Genomic DNA, 26,020 nt, shown 5'->3' on the forward strand with positions numbered 1-26,020 from the left:
ATGTTGAAGATATGAACAAGGTAGCGAGCCGGCACTTTGGTGAGATCGAGCTCAATCACGGCAGGGACCACAACATCGCCGCAAGGCATGAACTGGGCGGCCATCCGGTTGAACTGGACCTGAACATCAATGCGCATGACCACTTCGACGAGGCCGCCATGCACAAGGTGGACTACCGGCTGCGGTACCTGCCCGAGCTCGTGGACCAGGTGCGGGACATGATCGCCGAAGAACTGGAGCAGGAAGGCACCAGCCCCCAGGAATACCGGCACTTCCACTGCAATGCCATCAAGGAAGAGCATCTCAAGAAGGTTTTCGGCGTCGAGGACAGAAACCAGCTGACGAACGCCGTGTTCCTCAAAGCCCTGAAACTTGGCCACGTGGGAATCTACCCCGGCCAGCCGGAACGCTACTTTGTCCTGGACTTCACCCTGGGCGAGCACTTCACCGACGAAGTGCTTGTGGCGTCCGCCGACGAGGACGGTGTGGTGGACGATGAAATCGTCTGGGAGTCCTAAATCGACTGCTCCACTACGGCCCTTTTGAACCCTCAAAACGGCGGTTGCTCAGCAACCGATAGTTAAAGTCCGACGGCGGCCGGTCACCTGAGGTGACCGGCCGCCGTCGTACGTTTTGCGGTGGTGCTTACTTGGCAGCTGCTACTTGGCTGCTTCGAGCAGTTCGGCGCGGACCGTCCTGGTGGCTGCGACGAGGTTGCGCAGGGACTCTTCGGTCTCGGCGTAGCCGCGGGTCTTCAGGCCGCAGTCCGGGTTGACCCAGAGCTGGCGGGACGGAACGTGCTTCACGGCGGTGCTGAGCAACTCGGTGACTTCCTGCTCACCCGGAACGCGCGGCGAGTGGATGTCGTAAACGCCCGGACCCACGCCGCGGCCGAAGCCGTGGGACTCGAGGTCGTGGACAACCTCCATGCGTGAACGTGCGGCCTCGATGGAGGTCACGTCCGCGTCCAGTCCGTCGATGGCGTCGATGATGGCGCCGAACTCCGAGTAGCACAGGTGGGTGTGGATCTGGGTGGCATCGGCAGCACCGGCGGTGGCCAGGCGGAACGAGTTCACGGACCAGTCCAGGTAGGCGGCCTGGTCGGCCTTGCGCAGGGGCAGGAGTTCGCGCAGGGCGGGCTCGTCCACCTGGATGACCTTGATGCCGGCAGCTTCGAGGTCGGCGATTTCGTCGCGCAGCGCCAGGCCCACCTGGTTGGCGGTCTCGCCCAGCGGCTGGTCGTCGCGGACGAAGGACCAGGCCAGGATGGTGACCGGACCGGTGAGCATGCCCTTCATGGGCTTGCTGGTCAGCGACTGGGCGTACTCTGCCCAGGCCACCGTGATGGGGGCGCTACGGGTGACGTCGCCCCACAGGATGGACGGGCGGGTGCAGCGTGAACCGTAGGACTGGACCCAGCCGTGGACCGTGACGTCGAAGCCTTCCAGGTTCTCGGCGAAGTACTGGACCATGTCGTTGCGCTCGGGCTCGCCGTGCACCAGGACGTCGTAGCCGAGCTCTTCCTGCAGGTCGACGACGCGCTTTATCTCGTCCTTCATAAGCTGCTCGTACTGCTCGTTGGTGAGGTCGCCCTTGTTGTTGCGGGCACGGGCCGAACGGATTTCGGACGTCTGCGGGAAGGAGCCGATGGTGGTGGTGGGCAGCGGCGGCAGGTGCAGGGCCTCTTCCTGGGCGGCTTCGCGGACCGAGTACTCGGAGCGGTTGAAGTCGGCGGGGGTCAGGGCGGCGGTGCGTGCCCGGACGTCGGCGCGCTGGACGCCCTCGGCGGCGGCGCGGGAAGCGATGATGCGGGTGGCCTCATCGATGGCCGGCTGCACGGCGGCTGCGTCGGTCAGCAGGCCGGCAAGGGTTACAACCTCAACGGCCTTCTGGTCGGCGAATGCCAGCCAGCTGCGGAGCTGCTCGGACAGCTGTGCCTCTTCCGCGACGTCGTGCGGGACGTGCTGGGTGGAGGTGGAGGTGCTGATGGCCAGCTTGGCCACCGACTTCTTCAGTTCGGCGATCTTGTCCGCAGAGGCGGCAAGATCGTTGCGCCAGATGTTGTGGCCGTCAACGACGCCGGCAACCAGGGTCTTGCTTCCCAGTGCGGCAAGTGCTGCAGCGGAGGGGACGGCGCCCTTGAAGACGTCGATGTGCAGGGCGTCGATGTTGGTGGCGGCGAGGGTGCCGAGCTGGCCGTTGAGGGCGCCATACGGGGTGGAGACGAACAGCTGCGGGCGCTTGGCGGCACCTGAGAGGACCTCGTAGGAGCGGGCAACGGCGGCCTGGGTCTCCTCGGCGGAGGTGTCCTGGTCAACCACGAGGGCGGGCTCGTCAAGCTGGACCCAGCTGGCGCCGGCAGCGGCCAGCTTCTCCAGCAGCGCGGTGTAGACCGGGAGGACGTCCTCGAGGCGGGACAGCGGGCTGAAGCCGGCCGGGGCGTCGTCGGAAGCCTTGCTCAGGAGCAGGAAGGTGACCGGGCCCACGATGTACGGGCGGGTCTCCACGCCGTTGGCCAGCGCATATTCGAACTCTTCAACGATGCGGTTGGAGGTCAGCGCGAAGTTGGTCTCCGGGCCGATTTCCGGCACGAGGTAGTGGTAGTTGGTGTCGAACCACTTGGTCATTTCCAGCGGCTGCTCTTCCTTGTTGCCGCGGGCCAGGGTGAAGTAGCCGTCGATGTCCAGCTGTCCCTCAGCGTTGAGGAGGTTGCCGAAACGGGCCGGTACGGCGCCGAGGTGGGCGGCGGCGTCGAGCACCTGGTCGTAGAAGGAGAAGGTGCCCGGAACGGCGGCGGCTTCGGTCAGGCCCAGGCCCTGCAGGCGCTTGGCGGTGCCCAGCTGGATTTCCTTGGCGGCGGCGTCCAGCGCGGCGGCGTCGATCTTCCCGGCCCAGTAGGCTTCGACGGCCTTCTTGAGTTCGCGGCGGCGGCCGATGCGCGGGTAGCCCAGGATCGAGGCGGACGGGAACGGAGTGGCCACGGCCGGGGTGTTCTGCTCAGTCATGTGAAATTCCTTGGATGTCTTGGTGAAAATCGGGGGTGTTTGGTGCTGTGTTTGGTGCCGGAGTGGACGGAGCCCTCAGCTCGCCATTTCCTGGTGCCGGCGGGCAATGGCGTTGAGCCTGCTCGCCGGGCGGGCGGGGCGGGGCAGGGCGAGCTTGTCCAGGACCTCCAGCGCGCAGGCATGTTCGTTGAAGGTGTACAGGTGGATGCCCGGCGCTCCGGCGTCCAGGGCGGCATTGGCAAGATCCACCGTGGCGCGGACGCCGATCAGGCGGCGTTCGGAGTCGGTATCCGCGGCAGCCAGCCGTGCCATCAGGTCCGGAGCGGGCTCGACGCCGGTCAGCTCGCCCAGGCGGGTCAGCCGGCGCACGCTGGTCAGTGGCATCACGCCCGGGATGATGGGGATGGTGACCCCTGCCCGCCGTGCCCTTGTGATGAGGTCGGCGTACTGCTCCGTGTGGAAGAACACCTGGGTGATGGCAAAGTCGGCACCGGAGCGCTGCTTGGCCAGCAGCACCTCGACGTCGTGCGCCTCAGTGGGTGATTCCGGGTGCCGGGTGGGATACGCGGCCACGCCGACCGCCACCTTGCCCGCACACAGCAGGGCTGAACGGCGCTGCTCCACGCGGCGGATCAGTTCGATCAGGTCCTGGGCGTAACGCAGGGAACCGGCGACCGGCGCCGCGCCATCCTTGGGCTGGTCGCCGCGAAGCGCCAGGATCCCGCGCACCCCGACGTCGAGCAGTTCGCCGATGATTTCGGACAGCTCCTGGGGCGTGTTGCCCACGCAAGTCAGGTGGGCCAGCGGGCGGAGCGTCGTCTCCAGCAGGAGCCGGTTGATGAGTTCAACGGCCGTGTCCCGGTTGGAGCCGCTGGCGCCGTAGGTCACGGATACGTAGTCCGGATCCGTGGATTCCAGTTCGCCAATGGTGGTCCAGAGCGACTCCGCGGCAGCCGGTGAACGGGGCGGGAAAAGCTCATAGGAGAGCGCCACCGGAGCGGCGTCGGAAAGGTTCGGGTGTGTGTCAATCAGGCTAGGTGGTGACATTTGCGTCCTTGGCTTTGAGCCATTGGCGGCAGCTGCGCCTCAGTCCATGGGACCTCGGAAACGCTGTGCCGTCAATGAGTTTGAGTTTGGGGAACACGGAGTGAACTTCGGCAGGGCGCAGCCGCGACTGTTACGCCTGACAGGAAGTTGTCCGTGAGCAAATGTCAGGCCCACATGGGGGCACCCACACCCTCCTGGCGGAGGATCGCTGACACGTTACCTCGGTAACTTGTATAAGACTCTAGGGCCCGCACACGGGAGGGTTCAAGCTGGCCGCCGAATTAAGACGCAGCTTTACGCTCTGTTGCGTCACCGCACAGAACATTGTTCGCCCAAGGACCGCAAATTGACCAGCGCCAGAGTCCGCCGGCCTGCTGTCTGCGGCTTCAGGCCTGGCGGCGGGCCGCTTTCCGCAGCCGCCTGCGCCCCAACCACACCGCAGCGACCATAAGACCCAGGACATCAGCGAATCCCAGGATCGCCTCCCATGGCAGCTCGATGTCCCCGATGTTGAGGTTGTTGAAGAACGAACCCAGCGGAGTGAGCAACGGCCACAGGACCAGGATGTTCCGCACCAGCGCAATCGCCACGGCGTACACAACGCCAAGCCCGAACAAAAAAACCATTCCTTCCCCGCTCATCCCGTAGCCAACGTGGTACGCCGCGTACAGGGCGGCCGCCAGTGCTATGCCGGGGATCCGGCCCAGGCTGGCGCTGAGGCGCGTTTGGACGAAACCACGGAAAAATACCGTCTCGAATGCGCCGACGGTCAAGGACATTACGAGCAGGGGAACCCAGTCCACGGGGGCGGGCAAGGCATAGCCCCAGAGCGTGATGGCGAACTGGATTGCGGCCAGAACAAAGCCTAGGACGACAGCCTCTTGCCAGTTCCCCAGCCACAGACCCAAATCGGACAATGGCCGCCCACGCCGTACCGTGTAGAACACCGGCCCGGCGACCCCCAGGACAAGTCCGGCGCCGAAGCATAGGAAGAGGCCCAGGACGTTGGCAGCGGTGAAGACGGTGAACGCCACGCGGAAGAGCACGACGACGGCGAGGTACAGTGCCGCGACCACGGCCAGATCCAGCTTGTCGACCGTTTGCCGTGCGCTGCCCCGCAGCCTACGTCCGCGGCCTGTGAGGACGGCGAGCACAAGTGCCGATGCCGGGATCACCAAACCGAATACGGTCAGGTCCAGGACCGCCAGTGACAGCATTGCCGCAACGAGCCACAGGGCCCACATCCATTTAGGCCCGTTATCAGTTCCTGCAATTTTCATGAGGACCCGCCGCTCTATTGCTCCGCTTTCCCCCGTTATCAGCGTGGTCCGCGCCAGTGCTTGGCGCTAGGGGATTTGGTCGCAATCTCCCTGCATCACCGCCCGGATTGCCTGCGGCAGGTTAGGACTCCCAGGTCACCAGGGCTTGTCCGTACCGTACCCGGCATCGGCGTTCCCCAGGTATTCGTCCCGTTGCCTGCCGTCGTTCCGCTCCCGCTGCGCGGACTTGGCGGACTCGTCGAGCTTGTCCAGCTGGCTCTGCTGCGGTTCGGGGTCGGGCTGCGGCTGCTCATCGGCGCCGCCGTCGGGTTTCACATCAGTGCCGGCAAGCTGGTCCGCTTTGGCCTTCAGCCGATCTTCCGCCTCCCGGAGGCGGTCGCCCTCGCCGTCGGCACCGTTCGCGCTGCCTTCATTGCTTCCGGCGGTGAAGCACTCGGGCGGGGCGGCCTTCACCGCCGCCAGGCCCTCACCGTAGAGCCGGGCAGCGTCAGTCCCGGAATCCGGCGACTCGGCGCTCTTGTCCGCCAACTTCTCAATGCTGAGGACCAGATTGACCCGGATTTTGCACTCATCACCCGGCGGCGCGTCAGCGAGGGCCGTTTCGAAGAGTGTCCGGGCACCGGCGTAGTCCCCGGCCAGGGTCAGCGCGTCCCCTGCGGCAAACGGCGCCTTGTGCCGTTCCACCACATTCGCAATTCCCATCCCGGCGGCGGCCGACGAGACGCCGGCCTGGTCGCCCCCGGTGAACGCCTCCGCAGCCTGGCTGCCGAAGGATGCGGCGGCCAGGAGTTTGACCGCGAGCGCCACGGCGAGGAGCCCCGGCACTGCCGAAACGAGCAGCATCCGGCGGCGGCGCACCTTCCTTCGGGCTGCCGCCACCGGTTCCCGGGTCATGCGTTGGTTCATGAGCCGGGTCATGCGCTCGCTTCCTTTTTCGCCGGCTTGAGCTGCCTCAGCTGTCGAAGCACCCTGAGGCTCTCCCACAGCGCAAGAACAAACGCAGCCAGTGCCGGGGCCCAGTAGAGCTCCACCCGGCCCTCCAGTGACTCCGACGTGTCCTTGAGCGCCCCTGGTTTCGCGGCCTGCATCATCGGGGCCACCGCGTCCGCTGCTGTGCGGTGGACATACGGAACTCCGAGCTGTGCCGCGATCTCCCGCAGCTTGTCTTCGTCGATTCGGGACACGGCGTCCCCGGTGCTTCCGCCGCTGCGGTCCTGGATGTAGCTGGCGCCTCCGTCAGCCGAATAGCTGGCTTTCTCCTTCATCCGTCCGCCTTCCGCCGTCCCGTAGCCGAGCACCGCGCCACCGTTCACCAGTGATTCGTCCACGCGGATGGGTTCCGGCTGCTTGCCGCTGGTCTGCTCGCCGTCGCCAAGGTAGTAGACAATCCGTGGCCGCTCAGGGTGGCTGTCCCGGGCTGCCTTCAGCCGTTCGTTGAGCACCGTCCGGGCTACCGTCACACTGCTGCCCGTCGAGTACACGGTGACCTGCGGTTCCAGCACGGCCGTCAAGGTGTCCAGGGCAGAGGCATCAGTGGTGAGCGGCATGCGAACCACGGCCTGGGAGTCGAAGGTGACCAGGGAGAACCTGGCCCCGGCGAGTTCCGCGGCGATGGCCATGATGTCCTTCCGGACGCCATCTAGCCTGGTGCCGCCGTTTCCGTAGTCCTCCGCTGCGATGCTGCTGGTGGTGTCCACCACGAAGAACACGTTCAGATCGGCGGCAGCCGCCCGGACGCTGCCGCCGGACACTCCCGGCCGGACCGCGGCCAGCAGCAGGAGCCCCACGAGCGCGGCCGGAAGCAGCCAGGCCCGGCGCGTGGCGCCGGCCTTGGATGCAGCACCGCGGGATGCAGCAGCGCGGGATGCAGGCCGGACGGCAGTCCACCCCAGCAGTGCAAGGCTGGCGAGGATTACCGGCCCGATGATCCACCACGGCCAGATGGGTTGGAAGGTCATGGCCTCAGCCTCCGGGATGCAACGGCCAGCACCAGGCCGGACACCAGCGCGATTGCCAGCGGGATCTCGGCACGGTCCGCCACCACGGCCTGCGGGGCGGCCCGGAATGCCGTGGCTTCCGTCGACTGGACCTTCCGGATGATGTCGGGGACTGCATCCGGACTGTCCAGGCCGTAATACGCGCCGCCCGTCCCTTCAGCCGCCGCGCGCAATTGCGCCCCCGGCTGTCCCGCGTCCGTTCCGTAGTCGTAGTCGCCCGGGTTAAGGGCATAGACGCGGACTCCCTTCTTCCTGGCCAGCGTCCCCGCCTCCTCCAGGGTGAAGATGGGGTCGCCCGAGACGTAATTATCGGTGGCGAGGATGACGGAGCGGGACCGCTGTTCCGTCCCGGTGCCCGCCCCGGCTCCTGCATCTGGTGCCGGGAAGCCCTCCACGCATGAGGCCAGTCCGTCGCCGATCAGCGAGGAGCCTGCGCCGTTCCACGTGCCGTCCAGGAAGCCGGCGCTGCCGGGTGCCCCGTCAAACGCGTCCTTGGCCGCCTGCAGTTGTTCCTGGACGTACTCGTAGTCGTCGGTCAGGGGAAAAACCTGCACCGCGCTGCTGTCGAAAACGGTCAGGCCCAGCCGCTCGCCGTCGAAACCCTTTGCCAGCTTGGCGAAAACCTCTACGACGGCCGCGTCGGCGCTGCCCATGGACCCGGACGCGTCGAGGCACAGGATGATGTCGCGGTTCCGCTGCTCCGGGCTGACGGTGCTGCGTTCCGCCGGCCGGGCCGCCGCCACCACAGCCGCCGCCATGAGCACCCCGCCGGCAGCGGCCGTGATGGTGAGCCACCGGCGGTGCCGGCGTACGGCCGCCTGGTATTCCGGCAATTCGGTGAGACGATCACCGTGGGCAACCGGCCGCCGTCGGGCGTTGTCCCCGCCGTCCCGTTTCCGGACCAGCCAGTATGTTCCGGCGGCCAGCAACAGTGCCACCGGAATGATCCACCAGAAAATCAGCTCCATGACCGGACCACCTCACGGGCCGTTTCCGCGGCGGCCGCAACGGACTCCGGCGGTTCACGGCTGAACTCCGCCGGATACAGGCTGCCGATGGCCGCCGCAGCCCGCGGAATGCCCTGCCCGTGCAGCTCCGCCAGCGTCATCCGGGGAGCGTCAATGCCTGAGGTGTCGCGGACAAAGCTCCGGATCAGAAGGCTGAGCTCCTGGTGGGAGGCGCGCGCGGACAACCGTCCGGCGTCGGCGTCCGCCGCAACGGCGTCAATCCGCAGCAGGTATTCCAGCCTGAGGCTGTGCGGGTCCGGCGCCGGCCCTGGGGCGGCGTCGTGGGAAGCCGCCCGATGCCTGGTGCTCAGGAAAACGAAGGCCAGCCACGCCGCCACGAGTGCCAGCAGGCCCAGGCCTGTCCACAGGAACCACCCGCTGTACTCCAGCGGGCCATAGAAACCCGAATCATTTTCCACGGCGGTGCCGTTCCATGAGGGTGAACACCGCGGGCACCACATCATGGCTGCTGCCGGCATGGACATGGGCTATCCCCAGCCGGCGCAGCGCGGCCTCGCGGCCACCGTCCCGTTGTTCCTGCGCCGCGGCGTAGGCACGGATGACCGCCTCGGACGCTGCCAGCCTGCCGGGAAGGAACCTGGTGTCCGCGACATCGTAACGGTCCTCGGGCCCGGAGTTAGCTGAGCCGGGCACGCCCGGGCCGGCCAGCTGTGCGTCCCGCACCGTCAGCCAGAGGATCTCGTGCTGGGCGCGGAGCCGGCGCAGCAGCCGCTCCATCCCGGCGTCCGGCACCACCTCGTCTGCAACGACGAAGAGCAGCATGCGCTGCCCGTAGTTGCGCGCCACGTAGGAAAGCTGTTCGACGATGCTGCTGCGCGGGGAGGTCAATGCCGTGCCGTCGTTGACATCGCGAAGGAGCCGTTCCAGGTGTGCCTCGCCGGCCTTCGCCGGCCAGGACCGGGACGCCGTCCCGTCGCCGCACACCATTCCCACCACGTCGCCGTGCCGCTGGGCCAGGTACCCCACAACGCCGAGGGCCATCACGGCGACGTCCTTTTTCTCCTCGCCGCCCAGGGATGAGGCGGCCATGTTGCGCCCGGTGTCGGTGATGAGCAGGACGGTCTGCCGGCGCACGGCCACATAGCGCTTGATCAGCGGTGACCCGTGCCGGGCGGACGCCTTCCAGTCGATGTCGCGGACTTCGTCGCCGGGGATGTAGGCCCGCAGATCCTCAAAGTCCAGGCTGCGGCCCTTGAAGACGGACCCGTATTCGCCGTCGAGCATTCCGCGTGCCTTGCGGTGCGCGAAGATGGACATTTTCGACTTCACGCGCGTCAGGAGGCGGGGCATGGATGCGCGCTCAGGGGGTCTGGACGGATGCCACGATGGCGTCGATGACTGTCTCGACGGGGACCTCCTCCGCCACCGCCTCGAAGCCAAGGATGATCCTGTGCCGGAGCACGCGGTGTGCCAGCGCCTTCACGTCCTCGGGGATCACATGGTCCCGGCCGTTCAGGAGGGCCACGGCGCGGGCGGCCTGGCTGAAGGCGATGCTGGCGCGCGGGCTGGCACCAAATTCAATGAAGCCCGCCAGGCGGGCGTCGATGTACTGGGCGGCGTTCCGGGTCACGAAAACCAGTCCCACGATGTACCTGACAATCGCCGGGTCGATATAGACGCGCTTGACCAGCTCCTGTACCTCGACGACCGCATCCAGCGACGCGGCGGCGGCCGGCCGCTGTTCGTCGGTGAAGACACCGGAATCGATCCTTCGGATGATCTCAGCCTCCTCGGCCGGCGTGGGGTAGTCCAGCACGTCCTTGAGCATAAAGCGGTCCATCTGCGCCTCGGGCAGCAGGTAGGTGCCCTCCTGCTCAATGGGGTTCTGCGTCGCCAGGACGAGGAACGGAGCGGGCAGGCGGTGCACTACTCCCCCGATGGACGTCTGGCGCTCCTGCATTGCCTCAAGCATGGCGCTTTGGGTCTTCGCGCTGGAGCGGTTGATCTCGTCCAGGAGCACGATGTTGGCGTGGACCGGGCCCAGCTGGGTGACGAAGGTGCCCTTCGCGGCGTCGTAGATCTGCGTGCCAACGATGTCGCTGGGCAGCAGGTCCGGCGTGCACTGGATCCTGCGGAATTCCGCGCTGACGGCGTCCGCCACGGTCTGTGCAGCGGTGGTCTTGGCCAGGCCGGGCACACTTTCGAGCAGGATGTGGCCCCCTGTCATGAGGCCTACCAGCAGCGATTCCCGAAGCCTGGCCTGCCCCACCACCTTTGCGTCGAAACTGCGCGAAATGCTGGCCATGACCTGCTGCGCCCGGGCCAGTTCCGCCGCTTCGATCCGTCCGGCAGCCGTAGTCTGAAGCACTGGAAGTCCCCCTGGTTTTGCTGGTCATGACCGGCCGCTGCTGCTCCCGGACTCGTGGCGGCCGCATGGCGTCCGCCACGGGCCATACTATCCAAGCCGCGGGCGGGCCCGTTCCGCAATGGGTAGCCCTCCCCATGCGGGGCACTGCAGGTCTATCCTGATGGCATGATTCAGCTTCCAGCCAGTTACCAGGAGTACCTCGCCGGCAAGAGCGAGAGTTTCATCAACACTGTCCGACCCATTCTCATGCAATCCGCAGCGGAAAAGTCGCACGGCGTCCGGGTCCTCAACCTCCCCCACGGCCACCAGGCGCATCTTGACGACACCGTCCCGTACGGGACGGTCATCGAAGACATCGACTGAAGGCTGGCGTCAGCCCTTCATCGCGCCGGACAGCGCAAAGGATCCCGCGGCACCCCGCGCCACGAGCACGTAGAGGACCAGGACGGGGACCGAATAGAGGATGGAGAACGCGGCCAGCTGTCCGTAGGCGATGGCGCCGTGCTGTCCGAAAAAGCTGAAGATGGAGACGGACGCCGGCTGCTTTGACGGGGACAGCAGCAGGACAAAAGGCACGAAGAAGTTGCCCCAGGTCTGGATGAAAACAAAGATGAACACCACGCCGAGGCCTTGGCGCATCAGGGGCAGCACCACCATGCGCAGCGCCGTGAGGCCGGAGGCCCCGTCCACCCATGCGGCTTCCTCGAGCGAGACGGGGACGGTGTCCATGAAGTTCTTGGTCATCCAGATGGCCATGGGCAGCGCGGTCGCCGCCATGAACAGAACCGTGGCTGGCATGGAATCCAGCAGCCGCAGCTGCACGAACAGTCCGTAGACCGGCACCATGATCGCCGTGATCGGCAGGCAGGTGCCGCACAGGATCGAGTACAAAAAGGGCCTGTTGAACCTGGACTGGAAGCGGGACAGCGGGTACGCCGCCAGGACGGCCGCCACCAGGGTGACGGTGGCGGTCCCGCCGGAGAGCAGCAGGCTGTTCCAGAGCGGCCGGATGAGCAGGTCCGGGGTGAGGACGGCGGAAAAATTTCCAAGGGAGGGGTTGCCGGGAACCTCCGTCTGGTACCCGGCTTTCGGGTCCAGCGACGCCAGCACCAGCCACAGCAGCGGCAGCACGAAGCAGGCACCGATCAGCAACAGCGCAACATCGGCCGGGACCTTGGCCGAGCCTCGCGCCGGCGAGGCCACACCTCCGGGGGCTGTCCGCCGGGCGGCCCGTTCCGCCGTCGTCATCGCTTGTCCCCCTTGAGCAGCCGGACATAGGCAACGCCGAACACCAGGCCCAGGAAGATGAGCACGGAGGCGATGGCGGTGCCGTAGCCGATGTCGCCGAACTTGAAGGCCTCCTGGTAGGCAAGGACAGGCAGCGTGGTGCTCGCGTTGGACGGTCCGCCGGCCGTCATGACCCAGATGAGGGTAAAGACGCCCAGGGTCTGCAGGGTCACGAGCATCAGGTTGGTGGCGATGCTTGACCTGATCAGCGGCAGCGTAATGAAGACCAGGCGCTGCCACCCCGCTGCGCCGTCCATCAGGGCGGCCTCGGAGACGTCCTGCGGCAAGTCGTTGAGGGCCGCGCGGTACACCAGCATGGAGAAGGCCGTGCCGCGCCAGATATTGGCCAGCACCACGGCCACCATGGGGAAGGCATACAGCCAGTCAGCGCCGGTCAGGCCCGCGGTCCCGAGTAGCTGGTTCAGGGTCCCGTCCTTGCTGAAGTAGGCGTAGGCGGCGAAGGCAGCGACAATCTCAGGCAGCACCCAGGCCGCCACCACGGCGGTTCCCACCACGGCCGACACGGACTTCCGCGCCCGGGTCATCAGGCCCGCTATAAGGAGTCCCAGCAGGTTCTGGCCCACAACCGCGGAAGCCGCGACGAAGACTATTGTCAGCACCACCGAGGCAGGGAACACGGAGTCGCTGAGCAGCCGCGTGTAGTTCTCCAGTCCCGTCCAGGCCGGGTTCCGGGCGTTGCGGCCGGTCAGGGCGGCGTTGGTGAAGGACGCATGGAAGGACCAAAGGACGGGCGCCGCCAGGAAGAGCAGGATCAGGAGAACTGCCGGCACAACCGGCAGCAGGCGGGCCTGCCGCCGGACGGATCTTCGAACAACCATGCGCTATTTCTGGAGGACCTTGGCGTCACCCACCTGGTCCCTGACTGTCTTGTCGTACTGTGCGGCGGCTTCCTCGGGCGAAAGGGCACCGGTGATCACGGCTTCGGTGGCAACCTGCGCCGCTGCGGAGACCCGTGGGTAGTCCGCCGTGGCCGGCCGGTAGTGGGTGACGGAAACGAGCTCCGACACGTCCTTGACGAACGGGTTGCCCGCCAGATAGTCCGGCTCCGCGGCGACGTCCGTCCGGACCGCAATCTGTGAACTGGCCACGGTGAACGCCAGCGAGTTCTTCTTGCTCAGTGCCTGCGTAAGGAACTTGAACGCCAAGTCCGGATTCCTGGAGTCCGCTCCGACGGCGAGCGTCCAGCCGCCGGACATGCTGACGCCGCCGGGCTCCTGGCCGTGCTGCGTGGGGAACCGGGCAACACCCATGTCTTCCGTGTAACCCGCCCATTCGTAGCTGCCGCCCTTCTGCCAGAACGACGGCGTGTAGGAACCTTCCACCGTCGCCCCCATCTTTCCCTTCGGGAGCCACTCGCCGAACACCTTCTTCCACACATTGGCATCAAGTGCCTCGGCGGGGGTGACGGCAAGCTTTTCGTCGTAAAGGGTCTTCAGGAAGGCCAGCGAGTCCGTGAACCCCGCGGAACCGACCACCCATTTCTTCTCCTGCTGGTCATACAGTTCACTGTCTGTGCCGTACAGCAGTTCGTAGAAACTCTGCATCACGGTGCCTTCACCGGTGGCCTTGCCGGCATACATGTTGAACGGGACCAGGGACGGGTCCGCAGCCTTCATCTTCCGGGCGGCGTCCAGGATGTCCTCCCAGGTCCTGGGCTGCCAGGGCACGGAAATCCCGGCCTTTTGCAGGACCTTCTTGTTGTACCAGATGGCCCGGGTGTCGGTTCCCACGGGGACGGCGTAGATTCCGCCGTCATCACCGGTGCCGGCAGCTTTGGCGGCCTCGTTGTAGGACTTCCAGTCGTCCCATTTCCCGAGGTAGCCGTCCAGCTTCAGGAGGTAGCCGGCGTCGACGTCGGACCTCACCTTGAAGGTGTCCTCGTAGAAGACGTCGGGTGCTGTCTCGGCGGACCGGAGGGCCAGTGCAAGCTTGGTGCCGTAGTCGTCGTCGTTGGCCTCGATGGGCTGCAGTTCCACGGTGGTGCCCTGGTTGGCGGCCTCGAACTCCTTCTTGGCGTCCTTGAACAGGGTGTCGAGGGCGGCAAAGGAGTCGGTCTTTTGGTAGACGATCTTGAGGGTTTTTTTCTCGGCGGCGGGCTGTTCCGCCGAACACGCTGCCGTGGCCAGCAGCGCTGCCGCGGACAGCAGGGAGATCAGTATTTTGGCAGGGCGGTGCATGACGCTCCATTCTTCGAGCGGCTGCAGCCCCCAATGTCCTCCAGCTGGCCCCAGCCTTTAGCCGATATGCAATTTCAGGATATTGCTACCCGCTGACACCGCAGAGGGCAGCCGGGCCTCAACCTTCCAGCAGCAGCCGCTGTGCGCGGGGTGCCAGCGTATGCTCGAGCACCAGGCAGGCCGCGCCGACGGCACCTACGTCCTCTCCCACTCCGGTGCCAACAACCTCGATGCCGTGGATCTGGCGGGCCGCGCTGTTCTCCGCCAGCAGTTGTGGAACGCGGTCCAGGTATCTCCGCGAGAGGAGCGTCCAGAAGGGCCCGCCGAACACAACTCTCTCAACGTCGAGCGTATTGGTGACTACTGCCACGGCACGGGCCACCAGGACCGCGGACTGGTCAATGATTTCCGCCGCCCTGCTGTTGCCGGCATCAGCTTCCTCGCAGAGTTTCGCGAAACTCTCCTGGACAGCCGGCGCGCCGGACGGATGCCGCGCAACGTCCAGGATGCCGGCTGCTTCGGCCTGCGCCACCAGGACCTGGGGAATGCAGGACGACTTGACGCATCCCCTCAGCCCGCAGTCACAGGGCGGACCGTCCGGGTCAACGATGATGTGCCCGATTTCTCCGGCATTTCCCGAGGTGCCACGGACCACTTCATCGTTCAGGACGATTCCGCAGCCGATGCCGGTGCCCATGTACATAAAAACGAAGCTGCCTGAGCCGCTGGGGCCGCCGGCCCAGGTTTCCGCGACGGCGGCACTGGTGACGTCCTTGTCCACAAGCGTCGAGAGGCCGGTGGCCGCGGCCAGGGCATCACGCAGTGGAACACGGTCCCAGCCGAGCAGCAGCGGCGGGTCCACCACCGTCCCCTCATCGAGGTCGATGGGTCCGGGAGCGGCCACGCCAAGTCCCGCGATCTTGTCCGGATCCACGCCGGAGGCGGCCACGAGGTCCTTGATCTCGGCGGCGATCGTCGAGATCACGCCGTCGGGATCCCCACCGCCTGGCGTATTGATCCTGGAGTGCCGGACGACAGCCCCCACGAGGTCCAGCACCACAAAGGTGGTGACGGCGGGGTCGAGGTGGACTCCCACGGCATACATCCCCGCGGGATTCAGCCGGAGGATGGTGCGGGGCTTGCCCGGCCCGCTTCCTTCCTTGCCAGCTTCAACGATGAGGTTCTGGTCCAGGAGCCGGCGCGAGATGTTCGAGATCGTCTGCGGGGAAAGTCCCACGATCTGGGCCAGTTCAACGCGGCTGAGTCCCCCGTGGAGCGCCGGATGGCGTCCAGAATCACCGTGAGATTGAAGTCTCCCATTCGGGGTAAATTTGTTCCGCGCCTCGGCGAGGGCGTGCGGATCTCAGTCACGGATTCCCCTAAACTTCTTCGGTTATGCACTACTGATGCTTGAATCGTACGTTACCCGCGGGCGCGGCGGTACGCTCACACGCGGACTTCATGGCGGGGCGGTTTAGCTGCCTTTGAGGTCCTGACACGTGCCGGTCTCGCCGCGGCTGCGGCGCTAGCGACGCGTACCGGGCACCGTGCTCACCACGACCGTGAACTTGGCGTTCCTGCCCGCGACGCGTGTGGGCCCCACGGAACGTTCCAGGGTGGGGAGGTAGTGCAAATGGCTGTTGTACACGGTCCAGAGTTGGCCGCCGGGGGCGAGAACCCTTGCCGCGGCCCGGATCATCTTGAGTCCCGCTCCGGCATGGACACTGGCACCCAGGTGAAACGGTGGATTCAGCAGGATGAGGTCGGCACTGTTGTCCGGCAGGGAGCCCATGGCGTCATCCTGGAGCACAGTGATCTGCGCCGCCAGTCCGTTGGCTTCTGCCGTGGCACGTGCGGAGTCCGCAGCGGCCGCCGATTGGTCTGTCGCTGTGACCTTGGTACCCGGATGGGCCCTGGCGTACATGGCCGCCAGGATGCCGGTGCCGCACCCCAGGTCAACGGCGTGACCGGCCTGCGGCATGTCCGCCAGGAAGGTGAGCAGGAACCTCGTGCCGATGTCCAGCCTGGTTCCGGCAAATACTGCTCCCCGCGCACAGACCGTGAGTTCCAGTTCGCTGTTGCGCTCCGCCACCGGAAACGGTGGCGGCCCTTCGGCGGGACGGCGGTCGCGGGCTATCAGGACCCTGGATTTCTGCCGGGCAAGCTGCGCCTGGACATCGCCGAAGTGGCGTCCCAGGACAGTGTTCATTCCCAGGCTCATGTGCTTGATGCGGCCGCCGGCCAGCAGGACAGCGTGCGGCGCGGCGAAGCGGGCCACGGCATCGGCAGTTTCTTCGAGTTCGGTAAGTGTTTTGGGCAGCTGCATCAGCACGACGTCGGCGCCGCTCAACAATGCGTCGCCGAGGGGCAGCTGCTCAAACCCTTCGAGGATGCCGAGCGCCGCGGCGTTGTTCCGGAGAGCCTGCTCCCCCGTGATCAGGTCCTGGTGGACCCTGATGTTCCTGATTCCCAGTTCGGCCAGGGCCGCCAGCGCGAGGGCCCCGTAGCGGTCACCGATCACGGCTACCCTGCTGTCCGGTGTCAGGAATTCTGCAGCGGTTTCGAGCAGGAGCTTGTCGGTGGCATCCCAGGCCTGCAGGTTGGGCGCTTCAACATCCGGGAGTCGGCGAAGCCTGGTGAGGAGTGAATCCAGGTTGTTTTCCGCCACGTGCAAGTTGCCGCCTTCTTTGTCTGCCGTCCTTCCGCAGCCCGGGACTCATCAACCGGGCGGAAAGCTACCTAGCAAACCTACCGTGAAACGCTGTGGTCCGCGGGCGGCAATTCGGTGGCGGGGCTGCGCGTGGCGAGCATCCTGAGGATTCCGGCCACCGCCGCCCGGCCGGCACGGTTGGCACCGATGGTGGACGACGACGGACCGTAGCCCACCAGGTGCACGCGAGCCTCGCCCGCCACCATGGTGCCGTCCATGGCGATTCCGCCTCCCGGGCCGCGCAGGTGCAGCGGCGCAAGGTGTTCCAGCTCTGCCCGGAATCCGGTGGCCCAGAGTATGACGTCGGCCGCCAGGAAGCTTCCGTCGGCCATCCGGACTCCCCCGGGTTCGATCGCAGCAAACATCGGGTGCCGCTCCAGTGCGCCGCGGACGGCGGCAGCCTGCAGTGCGGGTGTCCGGATCAGTCCGGTGACGGACACCACGCTTTGCGGCGGAAGTCCCTGCCGTACCCGCTCTTCAACGAGGGCGACGGCGTCGTGCCCCGCCTTCCGGTCAAAGTCCGCGTCCCGCCACACCGGCTCGCGCCGGGTGAACCAGGTGGTTGACGTCAACTGGGATATTTCATCCAGCAGGCCCACTGCCGAAATGCCGCCGCCCACCACGATCACGTGCTGCCCGCGGAACTCTTCGGCCGCAACGTAGTCGGCCACGTGCAACTGCCTGCCCCGGAAGGTCGCCTGGCCCGGGTAAATGGGCCAGAACGGCCGGGTCCACGTTCCGGTGGCGTTTATGACGGCCTGTGCCGACCAGGCTCCGGCCGAGGTCCGGACCAGCAGCCGGCCGGCCGGGTCGTCGTCCTCGCGCGATACCGTACGCACTTTGACGGGCCGCATAATGTTGAGCCCGAGCCCGTCCTCGTAGTCGCCGAAATAGCGGGACAGAAACGCTGAACTTGGTTCGGCGGGGTCGACATCAGGCTGGGGGATGCCTGGCAGGTCGCTGATTCCGTTCACCGTGGCCATCCGGAGGCTCTGCCACCGGTGGCGCCACGCGCCGCCTGGTCCGTCCTCGGCGTCGAACACCACGTACGACCGGGGCCGTTCGTGGGAAGCGCCGCCGCCGGCGGTTCCGCCCGCCGGGATGAAGCCCCGCCGCTGCAGGTGATAGCCAGCGGACAGGCCGGCCTGGCCGGCGCCGATCACCACTACGTCCGCGGACTGCACTCTCGCCGCCTGCGCCTCGGCGATTTTAGGGCCTCCGCCTAGACTTTCTTGACCACACTGGATTTGAGCTGCATGGGGCCGACGCCGTCCACTTTGCAGTCGATGTCGTGATCTCCCACACCGTCCATCAGCCGGATGCCGCGGACCTTGGTCCCCACCTTGATGACGGTGGAGCTGCCCTTGATCTTGAGGTCTTTGACAACTGTTACGGTGTCGCCGTCGGCGAGGACATTTCCCACAGCGTCCTTGATGACTCTGTCCGCAGCGGGTGAAGACTCGGCGGTTTCGGCTGACCATTCGTGCCCGCACTCGGGGCACACCAGCAGCGCGCCCATCTCATAGGTAAATTCGCTGGAGCATTCAGGGCAGGGAGGAAGGGAGTCGTTCACGGTCCAATATTAGCCCAGCGGCCCCTTGACCATGGTCGGAGTGGCCGGACTCCCGGGCATCGCAGCGTTAAACGCCGGAAGCCGCCCGGGGGGCGGCTTCCGATTGTCTGGGTGGAGCTGAGGGGACTCGAACCCCTGACCCCCTGCATGCCATGCAGGTGCGCTACCAGCTGCGCCACAGCCCCAAACTCGTGTTCCTGCCGGACCGTTCTCCGTAAGCAACTTGACTATCTTAAACCACAATCGTGTAAGACGCCAATCGGGCGCCGAACGGCGGATGCCGCCGCCCGGCGCCGGGTTCTGCAATAAAGCCTCCGGGCCATGCAACAAAAAAGTCCGCCGGAATCTTAAGATTCCGGCGGACCATTCGGTGGAGCTGAGGGGACTCGAACCCCTGACCCCCTGCATGCCATGCAGGTGCGCTACCAGCTGCGCCACAGCCCCGAATTTTCATTGCTCCGGCACCTTCAGCATTCACTGTAGGGCCCGGCTCTTTGTCCGGATCTCTCCGAAGCAACTCAAATATCTTAGAACAGCCGTTCCGAAAATTCCAAATCGGGCATATTCGCCGACGGGAGGGCTCAGATTACTCCATGTCTGAGGAGACGGCAGCTTTGGCCGACGCGTCATCGCCGAGCTGGAGATCGACCACAGGGCAGTCCTTCCAGAGGCGCTCGAGGGCGTAGAAGACACGGTCTTCCTCGTGCTGGACGTGGATGACGACATCCGAATAGTCCAGGAGGACCCAGCGTCCGCCGGAGCGGCCCTCTCGGCGGACGGGCCGCAGGTCCTGCTTGCCCAATTCCTCTTCGATGCCGTCGACGATGGCGTTTACCTGACGCTCGCTGGGGGCCGAGGCGATCAGGAAGACGTCGGCCAGGGCCAACCTCTCACTGACATCCAAGGCAACAATGTCCTGGGCGATCTTGTCCGCGGCAGCTCGCGCTGCGACGCGGGCTGTGGCGATGGATGTTTCGGTTGCAGTCACGGGACTCCTTGTAGTGGTGTAAATCTATGTATGTTCGACGCTTCGATGACGGCCGTCGAGGTGATGGGGCGGGCAGCAGCGTCTGAAGCTGCCGGTAGCGAATCAGCGCGCCAGGCCGCTGATGATCATGGTGACACCGGCAATCAGGGCGACTATTCCCAGGGCAAGGACACCCAGCTGCAGCAGGCGAATACGGTGCGCCCGGCCCAGTCCTGCGGTAACTGCGTCAAGCGGTTCAAGGCCGTAGGCAGAGTTAGCTGCCACCCGCGGCCTATCCACAAAAATTTCGCCGGCGTCAGCGTCCAAGGGCTCGCCGGATGCGGATGCGGCAACCGGTGCCGCCGCCGGGTCCGAAGCAGCCTGCGCAGCTGCCTCCGCTCGGGCCAGCACACCGGCCCTGCCTGTCACGGGCCCAGTACTGCGCAGCCTCGGCGGCCCGGGCTTGCGTATTCCGGTGGTGCGTGGCGGCTGCAGCCTGGGGCCGGGGTTGGTGACTACCGGAACGTAGGTGGTTGCCGGCTTTTTCATCACCGGACGGTCAATTCCCGGAACCTTCTCGAACTCCAGGGGCGTGACCATGGCCAGGTTACTGACGGCGGAAGGCTCGGTCTTGGGATGCGCCGGCTGGCTGGCCTGTTCGGCCAGCTTCTGCTTGGCCATGGCACGCTTGTTCAGCACCGTGGCACGCTCAGCCAGCGCGATCTGCTCCGCCAGGATCGCCGGATCCACCGCTTCGGGATCGTTCGCCGCGATGTGCTCCATCTTGGCGATCTGGTTCCGGGCCTGCTCGGCAATCAGCGAACGTGCCGCCAAGGCCTGTTCGACGGTCATGCCCGGCGGGAGCTGGCTGTCTGTTCCAGCCTGGGACGCCGCGGGCCGTGGAGTGTCCCCCTGCGGGGTTCCAACCTGCGGAGAGTCTGCCTGCGGGGAAGCTTGTCCCGGCCGGGCCTGGACAGTCCGCTGGGCGGAGGTGCGGGCGGGCGGGACGATTGGGTTCGCGGCCGTGGCGGGCGCAGCTTCGGCCTGGAGCTGCTGAAGCCGCAGCTGCCGGCGGGTGGGCGGACCGCCGCCGGACAGCCGCTCTTCCTTCTGGGCAAGTTCCTTGATGGTGCGAAGTGCGGCGCGGTCCCTCGCGCGGCTTTGCGAAGAGCGTTCGGATCCCGCAGGCGGCCGCACGGAATCAACGGGTCCCGGGGCAACCCGCCGGATCCGGCCGGTTCCCGAGGCAGCGGGACCGGGGGCCGGAGCGGCACCGGCGTCGCCGGATCCGGTCTGCTTCGGGGCGGCAGTCTCGCGGGCAGGCGTCACCGGCGGAGTCGACTTCGAGGCAGGGGGAACCGGGCGCGGAGCCGGGGGCGCCGCGTCCTGTCGTGATTCCGCGCGCTCATCTCTGGCCTGTCGCAATTCGCGACGGCTGCGGAGGGGAGGCTGTTCCTGACTCATCTAAAACTCACTCAGTACTGGCTGGTTCGTGTAACTCGGTAAGTGCGGCGTTTGTTTCCGGTTCGGTTTGCCCGGCGTACAGGCCGTATTTTGCAATGTATTGGACCACCCCGTCCGGAACGAGGTACCACACCGGGTTGCCGGCCGCCACGCGTGCCCGGCAGTCAGTGGACGAAATCGCCATGGCAGGCACTTCCAGCAGGCTGACGTCCTTCCTGCCCATCCCGTCCAGGACGTGGCCCGGCCGGGTCACGCCGACGAAGTGCGCCAGCGACCACAGTTCGTCAATGTTCTTCCAGGAAAGAATCTGGGCCATGGCGTCTGCACCGGTGATGAAGAACAGGTCCGCATCGGGCCGTTGCGTGCGGAGGTCCCGGAGGGTGTCGATGGTGTACGTCGGCCCCGGCCGGTCAACATCCACCCTGCTCACTGTGAACCGGGGATTCGACGCCGTCGCAATGACAGTCATGAGGTACCGGTGCTCCGGCTCACTGACCTGCTTGTGCGTTTTTTGCCAGGGCTGGCCAGTGGGGACAAACACCACTTCGTCCAGGCCGAACTTCGCCGCAACTTCGCTGGCAGCCACAAGGTGGCCATGATGAATGGGATCGAATGTGCCACCCATCACACCCAAACGCAGGCGGCGTGTGGCGCCGCGCTGCTTCAGGACGGCAGTGATGTTAGTGGCCTTGGCTGTTGTCGTGCTTGTTCGGGTGCTGGCGGTGCGGATCCGAATGCTCTTCGACGGGCTCGTGGCGGTTGCCCAGGTTGGTGTAGGACAGCGTCACGAACATCAGGACGAGCAGGATGGTAAAGATCGACACACCGAAGACCCAGGGCGCAGCCCACAACGGAGCCAGTTCTTCATGTTCGGCGGCGGACGCGCCGATCTGCTGGAGCAGCATTTTCTCCCCTAAAGAGTTCACACAATTACGACGGCGGGCGTTCCCGCCGTTCCGGACTTCTGTTCCATGTTACAGCGTTGCTAGCTGCGAATCTGGCCTTCGCCCTGGACTATCCACTTGGTGGTAGTCAGTTCGGTCAGTCCCATCGGCCCGCGCGCATGCAGCTTCTGGGTGGAAATACCCACTTCGGCGCCCAGTCCCAGTTCCCCGCCGTCAGTGAACCTGGTGGAAGCGTTGACAATGACCGCCGCGGAGTCGATCTCCGAGATGAACCGCTCGGCGTTGGCGAGGTTGTTGGTGATAATCGCTTCGGTGTGGCCGGTGGACCACGTGCGGATGTGCTTCACCGCCTGGTCGAGGTTGTCCACCATGGCAACAGCGAGGTCCAGGTCCATGTATTCGGTGGCCCAGTCCTCATCCGTGGCGGGAACGGTTTCCACGGAGCCGGCCAGGGCGGACCGGATCCTCTCGTCGACGTGCAGGGTGACGCCGGCCTTGCGGAGCGCCGCAGCGACGGCGGGCAGGACCGTGGATCCGGAATGCACCAGCAGGGTCTCCACTGTGTTGCAGACACTGGGCCGCTGGGTCTTGGCGTTGAGGAGGATCTCGACGGCCATTTGTTCGCCGGCGGACTCGTCGATGTAGATATGGACGTTGCCTTCGCCGGTTTCGATGACCGGAACGGAGGAATTGCTGACCACGGTCTGGATCAGGTCCCTGCCGCCGCGCGGAATGAGGACGTCCACGCGGCCGCGGGCCCGCATCAGGACGTTGGCTCCTTCACGGCCGAACTGGTCGACGGTCTGGACGGCGTCCGCAGGCAGGCCTACCGATTCGAGCGCATCCCGGAGGACCCGGATGAGGGCCTCGTTGGTGGCTGCGGCAGCCGAGCCGCCGCGCAGGATCACGGCGTTGCCGCTCTTCAGTGCCAGGCCGGCGATGTCCACCGTCACATTGGGACGGGCTTCGTAGATCGCGGCCACGACGCCCATGGGAACGTTGACCTGGCGCAGGCGCAGGCCGTTGGGCAGCGTCTGGCCGCGGACCACGTTGCCCACGGGGTCCGGCAGGCCAGCCAGGTTTTCGAGTGCGGCCGCCAGGGCGTCGATCCGGGCGTCGTTGAGCGTCAGTCGGTCAAGCAGTGCGGCGGAGGTTCCGTTGGCGCGTCCGGCCTCCACGTCCTTGGCGTTGGCCGCAAGGATCCGGGCCTTGCTCTCCAGCAGGGCGGTGCCGATGGCACGGAGTCCCCTGTCCTTCCAGGCGCGGTTGGCCCGCGCCATGCTGCGGGCTGCGTGCCGGGACCGGTCAGCGATTGCGTGTACTGCAGCTTCGACTTCAGCCGGAGTCAGCCGGGCATGGTCCGGCGTGGGAGATACCTCGGTGGAGTCGTTGGATTTCTCAGCGGCTTGGTGAATCAGTGCCTCAGTCATCATTCCAGTCTAGGCGAGACCGGCCGCTAGACCAGAACCAAGTCATCAACGTGAACAACCTCACGGTCGAAGCCGCGGCCCAGGGACTCCCCCAGTTCCTGAGTGGAGCGACCCAGCATTTGCGGCAGTTCGTCGGAGGAATAGTTGACCAGGCCGCGCGCTATGACCGTGCCGTCGGGCGAAATCATTTCCACGGCGTCGCCGGATTCAAACGTACCTTCAACGGCCGTGATGCCGGCCGGGAGCAGAGACGTGTGGTGGTCCTGGACTGCCGTCACGGCGCCAGCGTCGAGGAGCAGTCTGCCCTGGACGTGGGCAAGGTGCGCGAGCCACATCATGCGTACGGACTTGCGGCCGCTGTTGACGGAGAACCAGGTGCCCACGTCCTCGCCGTTAAGGGCTGCCGCGGCATTGGCGGTGGAAGTGACCAGAGCAGGGATTCCCGAATCGGCGGCCATCGTGGCGGCCTCGACCTTGGTCTGCATGCCGCCGGTTCCGACGCCGGCTTTGCCGGGCTTGCCGATGTTGACGCCTTCGAGGTCCTGCGGGCCGTCCACCTGCGGGATCCGTTTGGCTCCCTTCGACGGCGGACCGTCATAGAGGGAGTCAACGTCAGAGAGCAGCACGAGGGCATCGGCGCGGACCAGGTGCGCCACGAGGGCAGACAGCCGGTCGTTGTCACCAAAGCGGATCTTGTGAGTGGCCACGGTGTCGTTCTCGTTGACCACCGGCACGACGCCCAGGTTCAGGAGCCGGTTCAGCGCCCGGAAGGCGTTCATGTGGTGACTGCGCCGCATCAGGTCATCTGCGGTCAGCAGCACCTGGCTCACGGTCACGCCGTGCGCGGCGAAGGCATGCGTGTAGCGGGCCATGAGGAGTCCCTGGCCAACGCTCGCGGCCGCCTGCTGGGTGGCAAGGTCACGTGGGCGTTTTACGAGGCCCAGCGGTGCCAGGCCCGCCGAGATGGCGCCGGAAGAAACAAGGATGATCTCCGTACCTGCGTTGGACTTCGCGGCCAGCGCATCCGAAAGCTCGATCAGCGCTTCTTCGGAGATTCCACCCTTGATGCTGGTGAGCGACGACGATCCGACCTTGACGACGATTCGGCGGGCCCTCGCGAGCACGCTGCGGTCGTCGGACCTGGGTTCCTCGATGACAATTGCGGAATTATCGGTCACGTGTGGGGATTCACTCCTCATTCTCGGTAGTCAGTCCGCTCTCCTGGAGCGGGCGGGCGGCACGGCGGCCGCTAACTGATTCGGTCCAGATGCCGGCTTTGCGTTCGGCTTCGAGCTCGGCCCGGGCTGCGGCCTTGGCGTCACGGCGCTCCTGCTGCTCGTCGCGCTTCTGCCCGCGGGTGGGCCGGTCGCCGATGTCGGCAAAGCGCACGTCGGTGCCGCGCGGCGAAGCAAGCAGCTCGGCGCCCGCCATCATGGTGGGCTCCCAGTCGAAGACGACACCGTCGTCTTCACCGATCACCACGGTGTCGCCGGGCTTTGCGCCCTGCTTGAACAGCTCGTTCTCCACGCCCAGTTTGGCCAGCCGGTCTGCGAGGTAACCAATGGCTTCCTCGTTGGTGAAGTCGGTCTGCTTGACCCAGCGCACGGGCTTGTCACCCAGTACGCGGAACAGCGGCTCGAGGTTTTTCTCTTCGCGGCGGATCTTGAAGCCTGATTCGTTGACAGCGCGCGGTCGCAGCACGGGTGCGTGCACCTTTGGCGGCGTGGCGGCCACCGTGTCCCGGGCGGCCTTGACGATCTCGGCCATGGCGAAGCCCAACTGGCGGAGCCCTTCGTGGCTTGTCGCGGAAATCTCAAACACACGGTAGCCGCGGGATTCCAGCTCGGGCCGGACGAATTCGGCCATGTCCTTGCCGTCAGGCAGGTCGACTTTGTTCAGGGCGACCAGCCGGGGCCGGTGGTTGAGCGGGACAACCTCGCCGTCGGAGCCGGCGTAGCTCATGTCGACCGCGTATTTTTCGAGTTCGGCTTCGATGATTGCGAGGTCGGAGAGCGGATCCCGCTCTGATTCCAACGTGCCGCAGTCCAAAACGTGGACCAAAGCTGCGCAGCGTTCGACGTGCCGCAGGAAGTGGTGGCCCAGGCCCTTGCCTTCGCTGGCCCCTTCAATGAGTCCGGGGACGTCGGCAATGGTGAAGCGGACGTCGCCGGCCTGCACCACGCCCAGGTTGGGGATCAGGGTGGTGAAGGGGTAATCGGCGATTTTGGGCCGGGCAGCGGACATGGCTGCGATGAGGCTGGACTTGCCGGCGGACGGGAAACCCACCAGGGCGATGTCCGCAATGGACTTCAGTTCCAGGACGATGTCGCTGGATTCGCCTTCGATACCGAGCAGGGCGAAACCCGGGGCCCGTCGCTTCTGCGAGGAGAGCGCGGCATTGCCCAGTCCGCCCGGACCGCCGGCGGCCGCGACAAACTCGGTGCCTTCGCCGACGAGGTCGGCCAGGACCTGGCCGTCCTTGGTCTTCACCACGGTGCCTTCGGGAACGGGAAGGATCAGCGTTTCGCCGTTCTTCCCTCCGCGCCAGTCGCCCATGCCGGAGCCGCCGTTGGTGGCGTGGCGGTGCGGTGCGTGGTGGTAGTCCAGCAGCGTGGTGGTCTGGGGGTCAACGCGCAGGATGACGTCGCCGCCATCGCCGCCGTTGCCGCCGTCGGGACCGCCCAGGGGCTTAAACTTTTCGCGGTGGACGGAGACACAACCGTGGCCGCCGGTACCGCCGGATACGTGCAGTACTACCCGGTCTACAAAGCTCGCCACGTGAATCTCCTCTGTGCTTAACCTGAACGTCTTGGACGCCCAA

General features: G+C 66.0%; 24 protein-coding genes, 2 tRNA genes and 1 pseudogene. 2 read left to right on the forward strand and 25 right to left on the reverse strand.

The window, feature by feature from the left end; genetic code table 11:
- Positions 1 to 11 precede the first annotated feature (11 nt).
- A complete protein-coding gene (locus FCN77_RS15620; RefSeq protein WP_137323003.1) occupies positions 12 to 518 on the forward strand; it encodes a DUF2004 domain-containing protein in 507 nt (168 codons plus the stop codon).
- Positions 519 to 659: 141 nt separating this feature from the next.
- Here FCN77_RS15620 and metE read toward each other — a convergent pair whose 3' ends face one another.
- The 9 genes from metE to FCN77_RS15665 all read right to left on the reverse strand — a co-directional run bounded on the left by metE (position 660) and on the right by FCN77_RS15665 (position 10,665).
- Positions 660 to 3,005, reverse strand: a complete 2,346-nt coding sequence (metE, locus tag FCN77_RS15625) for a 5-methyltetrahydropteroyltriglutamate--homocysteine S-methyltransferase (RefSeq protein ID WP_137323004.1) — start codon at positions 3,003 to 3,005, stop codon at positions 660 to 662.
- Between the two features lie 75 nt (positions 3,006 to 3,080).
- Positions 3,081 to 4,052, reverse strand: a complete 972-nt coding sequence (locus FCN77_RS15630) for a methylenetetrahydrofolate reductase (RefSeq protein ID WP_137323005.1) — start codon at positions 4,050 to 4,052, stop codon at positions 3,081 to 3,083.
- A gap of 386 nt (positions 4,053 to 4,438) precedes the next feature.
- The gene (locus FCN77_RS15635; protein ID WP_137323006.1) at positions 4,439 to 5,332 is read right to left on the reverse strand and encodes a CPBP family glutamic-type intramembrane protease; all 894 of its coding nucleotides are present in this window, start codon (positions 5,330 to 5,332) and stop codon (positions 4,439 to 4,441) included.
- A gap of 135 nt (positions 5,333 to 5,467) precedes the next feature.
- A complete protein-coding gene (locus tag FCN77_RS15640; protein WP_254678588.1) occupies positions 5,468 to 6,250 on the reverse strand; it encodes a hypothetical protein in 783 nt (260 codons plus the stop codon).
- Positions 6,247 to 7,290, reverse strand: coding sequence for a vWA domain-containing protein (locus tag FCN77_RS15645; protein WP_137323007.1), 1,044 nt, complete (start codon positions 7,288 to 7,290; stop codon positions 6,247 to 6,249). The genes FCN77_RS15640 and FCN77_RS15645 overlap by 4 nt, the downstream gene beginning before the upstream one ends.
- A complete protein-coding gene (locus FCN77_RS15650) occupies positions 7,287 to 8,297 on the reverse strand; it encodes a VWA domain-containing protein (protein WP_137323008.1) in 1,011 nt (336 codons plus the stop codon). The genes FCN77_RS15645 and FCN77_RS15650 overlap by 4 nt, the downstream gene beginning before the upstream one ends.
- Complete coding sequence (locus tag FCN77_RS15655) at positions 8,288 to 8,755, reverse strand: hypothetical protein (protein ID WP_137323009.1); 468 nt, start codon at positions 8,753 to 8,755, stop codon at positions 8,288 to 8,290. Before FCN77_RS15655 ends, FCN77_RS15650 begins: the two co-directional genes overlap by 10 nt.
- Positions 8,745 to 9,647, reverse strand: coding sequence for a DUF58 domain-containing protein (locus FCN77_RS15660; protein WP_137323010.1), 903 nt, complete (start codon positions 9,645 to 9,647; stop codon positions 8,745 to 8,747). Before FCN77_RS15660 ends, FCN77_RS15655 begins: the two co-directional genes overlap by 11 nt.
- Positions 9,648 to 9,657: 10 nt before the next feature.
- Positions 9,658 to 10,665 carry a MoxR family ATPase gene (locus tag FCN77_RS15665; protein ID WP_137323011.1) on the reverse strand — a complete coding sequence of 336 codons (1,008 nt, stop codon included), beginning with the start codon at positions 10,663 to 10,665 and terminating at the stop codon, positions 9,658 to 9,660.
- A 165-nt stretch (positions 10,666 to 10,830) separates the two neighbouring features.
- Here FCN77_RS15665 and FCN77_RS15670 point away from each other — a divergent pair, with 165 nt between their 5' ends.
- Positions 10,831 to 11,028, forward strand: a complete 198-nt coding sequence (locus FCN77_RS15670; protein WP_104173096.1) for a hypothetical protein — start codon at positions 10,831 to 10,833, stop codon at positions 11,026 to 11,028.
- Between the two features lie 9 nt (positions 11,029 to 11,037).
- Here FCN77_RS15670 and FCN77_RS15675 read toward each other — a convergent pair whose 3' ends face one another.
- The 16 genes and pseudogenes from FCN77_RS15675 to obgE all read right to left on the reverse strand — a co-directional run bounded on the left by FCN77_RS15675 (position 11,038) and on the right by obgE (position 25,977).
- Positions 11,038 to 11,913: a carbohydrate ABC transporter permease gene (locus tag FCN77_RS15675; protein WP_137323012.1), complete on the reverse strand. Its 876-nt coding sequence runs from the start codon at positions 11,911 to 11,913 to the stop codon at positions 11,038 to 11,040.
- Positions 11,910 to 12,791 (reverse strand): carbohydrate ABC transporter permease, encoded by an 882-nt coding sequence (locus tag FCN77_RS15680; protein ID WP_137323013.1) that lies wholly within the window; start codon positions 12,789 to 12,791, stop codon positions 11,910 to 11,912. Before FCN77_RS15680 ends, FCN77_RS15675 begins: the two co-directional genes overlap by 4 nt.
- A 3-nt stretch (positions 12,792 to 12,794) precedes the next feature.
- On the reverse strand, positions 12,795 to 14,150 hold the full coding sequence (locus FCN77_RS15685) for an extracellular solute-binding protein (protein WP_137323014.1): 1,356 nt from the start codon (positions 14,148 to 14,150) through the stop codon (positions 12,795 to 12,797).
- Positions 14,151 to 14,268: 118 nt separating this feature from the next.
- Positions 14,269 to 15,470: pseudogene (locus tag FCN77_RS15690) on the reverse strand (ROK family transcriptional regulator).
- Positions 15,471 to 15,675: 205 nt separating this feature from the next.
- Positions 15,676 to 16,818, reverse strand: coding sequence for a class I SAM-dependent methyltransferase (locus tag FCN77_RS15695; protein WP_175417278.1), 1,143 nt, complete (start codon positions 16,816 to 16,818; stop codon positions 15,676 to 15,678).
- Positions 16,819 to 16,898: 80 nt separating this feature from the next.
- Positions 16,899 to 18,044: an NAD(P)-binding domain-containing protein gene (locus tag FCN77_RS15700; RefSeq protein ID WP_254678589.1), complete on the reverse strand. Its 1,146-nt coding sequence runs from the start codon at positions 18,042 to 18,044 to the stop codon at positions 16,899 to 16,901.
- Between the two features lie 38 nt (positions 18,045 to 18,082).
- Entirely contained in the window at positions 18,083 to 18,433 is a 351-nt protein-coding gene (locus FCN77_RS15705; protein WP_137323016.1) for a zinc ribbon domain-containing protein YjdM, read from the reverse strand.
- 112 nt (positions 18,434 to 18,545) lie between these two features.
- Positions 18,546 to 18,618 (reverse strand) — tRNA-Ala (locus FCN77_RS15710).
- A gap of 186 nt (positions 18,619 to 18,804) precedes the next feature.
- Positions 18,805 to 18,877: transfer RNA gene (locus FCN77_RS15715), tRNA-Ala, on the reverse strand.
- Positions 18,878 to 19,019: 142 nt separating this feature from the next.
- Positions 19,020 to 19,421, reverse strand: coding sequence for a ribosome silencing factor (rsfS, locus tag FCN77_RS15720; RefSeq protein WP_137323017.1), 402 nt, complete (start codon positions 19,419 to 19,421; stop codon positions 19,020 to 19,022).
- A 102-nt stretch (positions 19,422 to 19,523) separates the two neighbouring features.
- The gene (locus FCN77_RS15725) at positions 19,524 to 20,864 is read right to left on the reverse strand and encodes a hypothetical protein (RefSeq protein ID WP_137323018.1); all 1,341 of its coding nucleotides are present in this window, start codon (positions 20,862 to 20,864) and stop codon (positions 19,524 to 19,526) included.
- Between the two features lie 7 nt (positions 20,865 to 20,871).
- On the reverse strand, positions 20,872 to 21,489 hold the full coding sequence (gene nadD / locus FCN77_RS15730; RefSeq protein ID WP_137323019.1) for a nicotinate-nucleotide adenylyltransferase: 618 nt from the start codon (positions 21,487 to 21,489) through the stop codon (positions 20,872 to 20,874).
- 55 nt (positions 21,490 to 21,544) lie between these two features.
- Positions 21,545 to 21,769, reverse strand: a complete 225-nt coding sequence (locus tag FCN77_RS15735; protein WP_137323020.1) for a hypothetical protein — start codon at positions 21,767 to 21,769, stop codon at positions 21,545 to 21,547.
- Positions 21,770 to 21,849: 80 nt separating this feature from the next.
- The gene (locus FCN77_RS15740) at positions 21,850 to 23,199 is read right to left on the reverse strand and encodes a glutamate-5-semialdehyde dehydrogenase (protein WP_137323021.1); all 1,350 of its coding nucleotides are present in this window, start codon (positions 23,197 to 23,199) and stop codon (positions 21,850 to 21,852) included.
- 26 nt (positions 23,200 to 23,225) lie between these two features.
- The gene (gene proB / locus FCN77_RS15745; RefSeq protein ID WP_254678590.1) at positions 23,226 to 24,398 is read right to left on the reverse strand and encodes a glutamate 5-kinase; all 1,173 of its coding nucleotides are present in this window, start codon (positions 24,396 to 24,398) and stop codon (positions 23,226 to 23,228) included.
- Positions 24,388 to 25,977, reverse strand: a complete 1,590-nt coding sequence (gene obgE / locus FCN77_RS15750; protein ID WP_137323023.1) for a GTPase ObgE — start codon at positions 25,975 to 25,977, stop codon at positions 24,388 to 24,390. The genes proB and obgE overlap by 11 nt, the downstream gene beginning before the upstream one ends.
- Between the last annotated feature and the right edge of the window lie 43 nt (positions 25,978 to 26,020).

It is taken from the genome of Arthrobacter sp. 24S4-2, assembly GCF_005280255.1.
In the GTDB taxonomy this organism is placed as follows: domain Bacteria; phylum Actinomycetota; class Actinomycetes; order Actinomycetales; family Micrococcaceae; genus Arthrobacter.

What these genes read in the sequence shown, in the direction of transcription:
- FCN77_RS15740 (WP_137323021.1), bottom strand. Translation starts at nt 23,199, where the DNA reads ATGACTGAGGCACTGATTCACCAAGCCGCTGAGAAATCCAACGACTCC.
- FCN77_RS15685 (WP_137323014.1), bottom strand. Translation starts at nt 14,150, where the DNA reads ATGCACCGCCCTGCCAAAATACTGATCTCCCTGCTGTCCGCGGCAGCG.
- FCN77_RS15675 (WP_137323012.1), bottom strand. Translation starts at nt 11,913, where the DNA reads ATGACGACGGCGGAACGGGCCGCCCGGCGGACAGCCCCCGGAGGTGTG.
- FCN77_RS15680 (WP_137323013.1), bottom strand. Translation starts at nt 12,791, where the DNA reads ATGGTTGTTCGAAGATCCGTCCGGCGGCAGGCCCGCCTGCTGCCGGTT.
- FCN77_RS15735 (WP_137323020.1), bottom strand. Translation starts at nt 21,769, where the DNA reads ATGCTGCTCCAGCAGATCGGCGCGTCCGCCGCCGAACATGAAGAACTG.
- FCN77_RS15650 (WP_137323008.1), bottom strand. Translation starts at nt 8,297, where the DNA reads ATGGAGCTGATTTTCTGGTGGATCATTCCGGTGGCACTGTTGCTGGCC.
- FCN77_RS15620 (WP_137323003.1), top strand. Translation starts at nt 12, where the DNA reads ATGAACAAGGTAGCGAGCCGGCACTTTGGTGAGATCGAGCTCAATCAC.
- FCN77_RS15725 (WP_137323018.1), bottom strand. Translation starts at nt 20,864, where the DNA reads ATGAGTCAGGAACAGCCTCCCCTCCGCAGCCGTCGCGAATTGCGACAG.
- FCN77_RS15640 (WP_254678588.1), bottom strand. Translation starts at nt 6,250, where the DNA reads ATGACCCGGCTCATGAACCAACGCATGACCCGGGAACCGGTGGCGGCA.
- metE (WP_137323004.1), bottom strand. Translation starts at nt 3,005, where the DNA reads ATGACTGAGCAGAACACCCCGGCCGTGGCCACTCCGTTCCCGTCCGCC.
- FCN77_RS15635 (WP_137323006.1), bottom strand. Translation starts at nt 5,332, where the DNA reads ATGAAAATTGCAGGAACTGATAACGGGCCTAAATGGATGTGGGCCCTG.
- nadD (WP_137323019.1), bottom strand. Translation starts at nt 21,489, where the DNA reads ATGGGTGGCACATTCGATCCCATTCATCATGGCCACCTTGTGGCTGCC.
- proB (WP_254678590.1), bottom strand. Translation starts at nt 24,398, where the DNA reads ATGAGGAGTGAATCCCCACACGTGACCGATAATTCCGCAATTGTCATC.
- FCN77_RS15645 (WP_137323007.1), bottom strand. Translation starts at nt 7,290, where the DNA reads ATGACCTTCCAACCCATCTGGCCGTGGTGGATCATCGGGCCGGTAATC.
- FCN77_RS15660 (WP_137323010.1), bottom strand. Translation starts at nt 9,647, where the DNA reads ATGCCCCGCCTCCTGACGCGCGTGAAGTCGAAAATGTCCATCTTCGCG.
- FCN77_RS15670 (WP_104173096.1), top strand. Translation starts at nt 10,831, where the DNA reads ATGATTCAGCTTCCAGCCAGTTACCAGGAGTACCTCGCCGGCAAGAGC.
- FCN77_RS15630 (WP_137323005.1), bottom strand. Translation starts at nt 4,052, where the DNA reads ATGTCACCACCTAGCCTGATTGACACACACCCGAACCTTTCCGACGCC.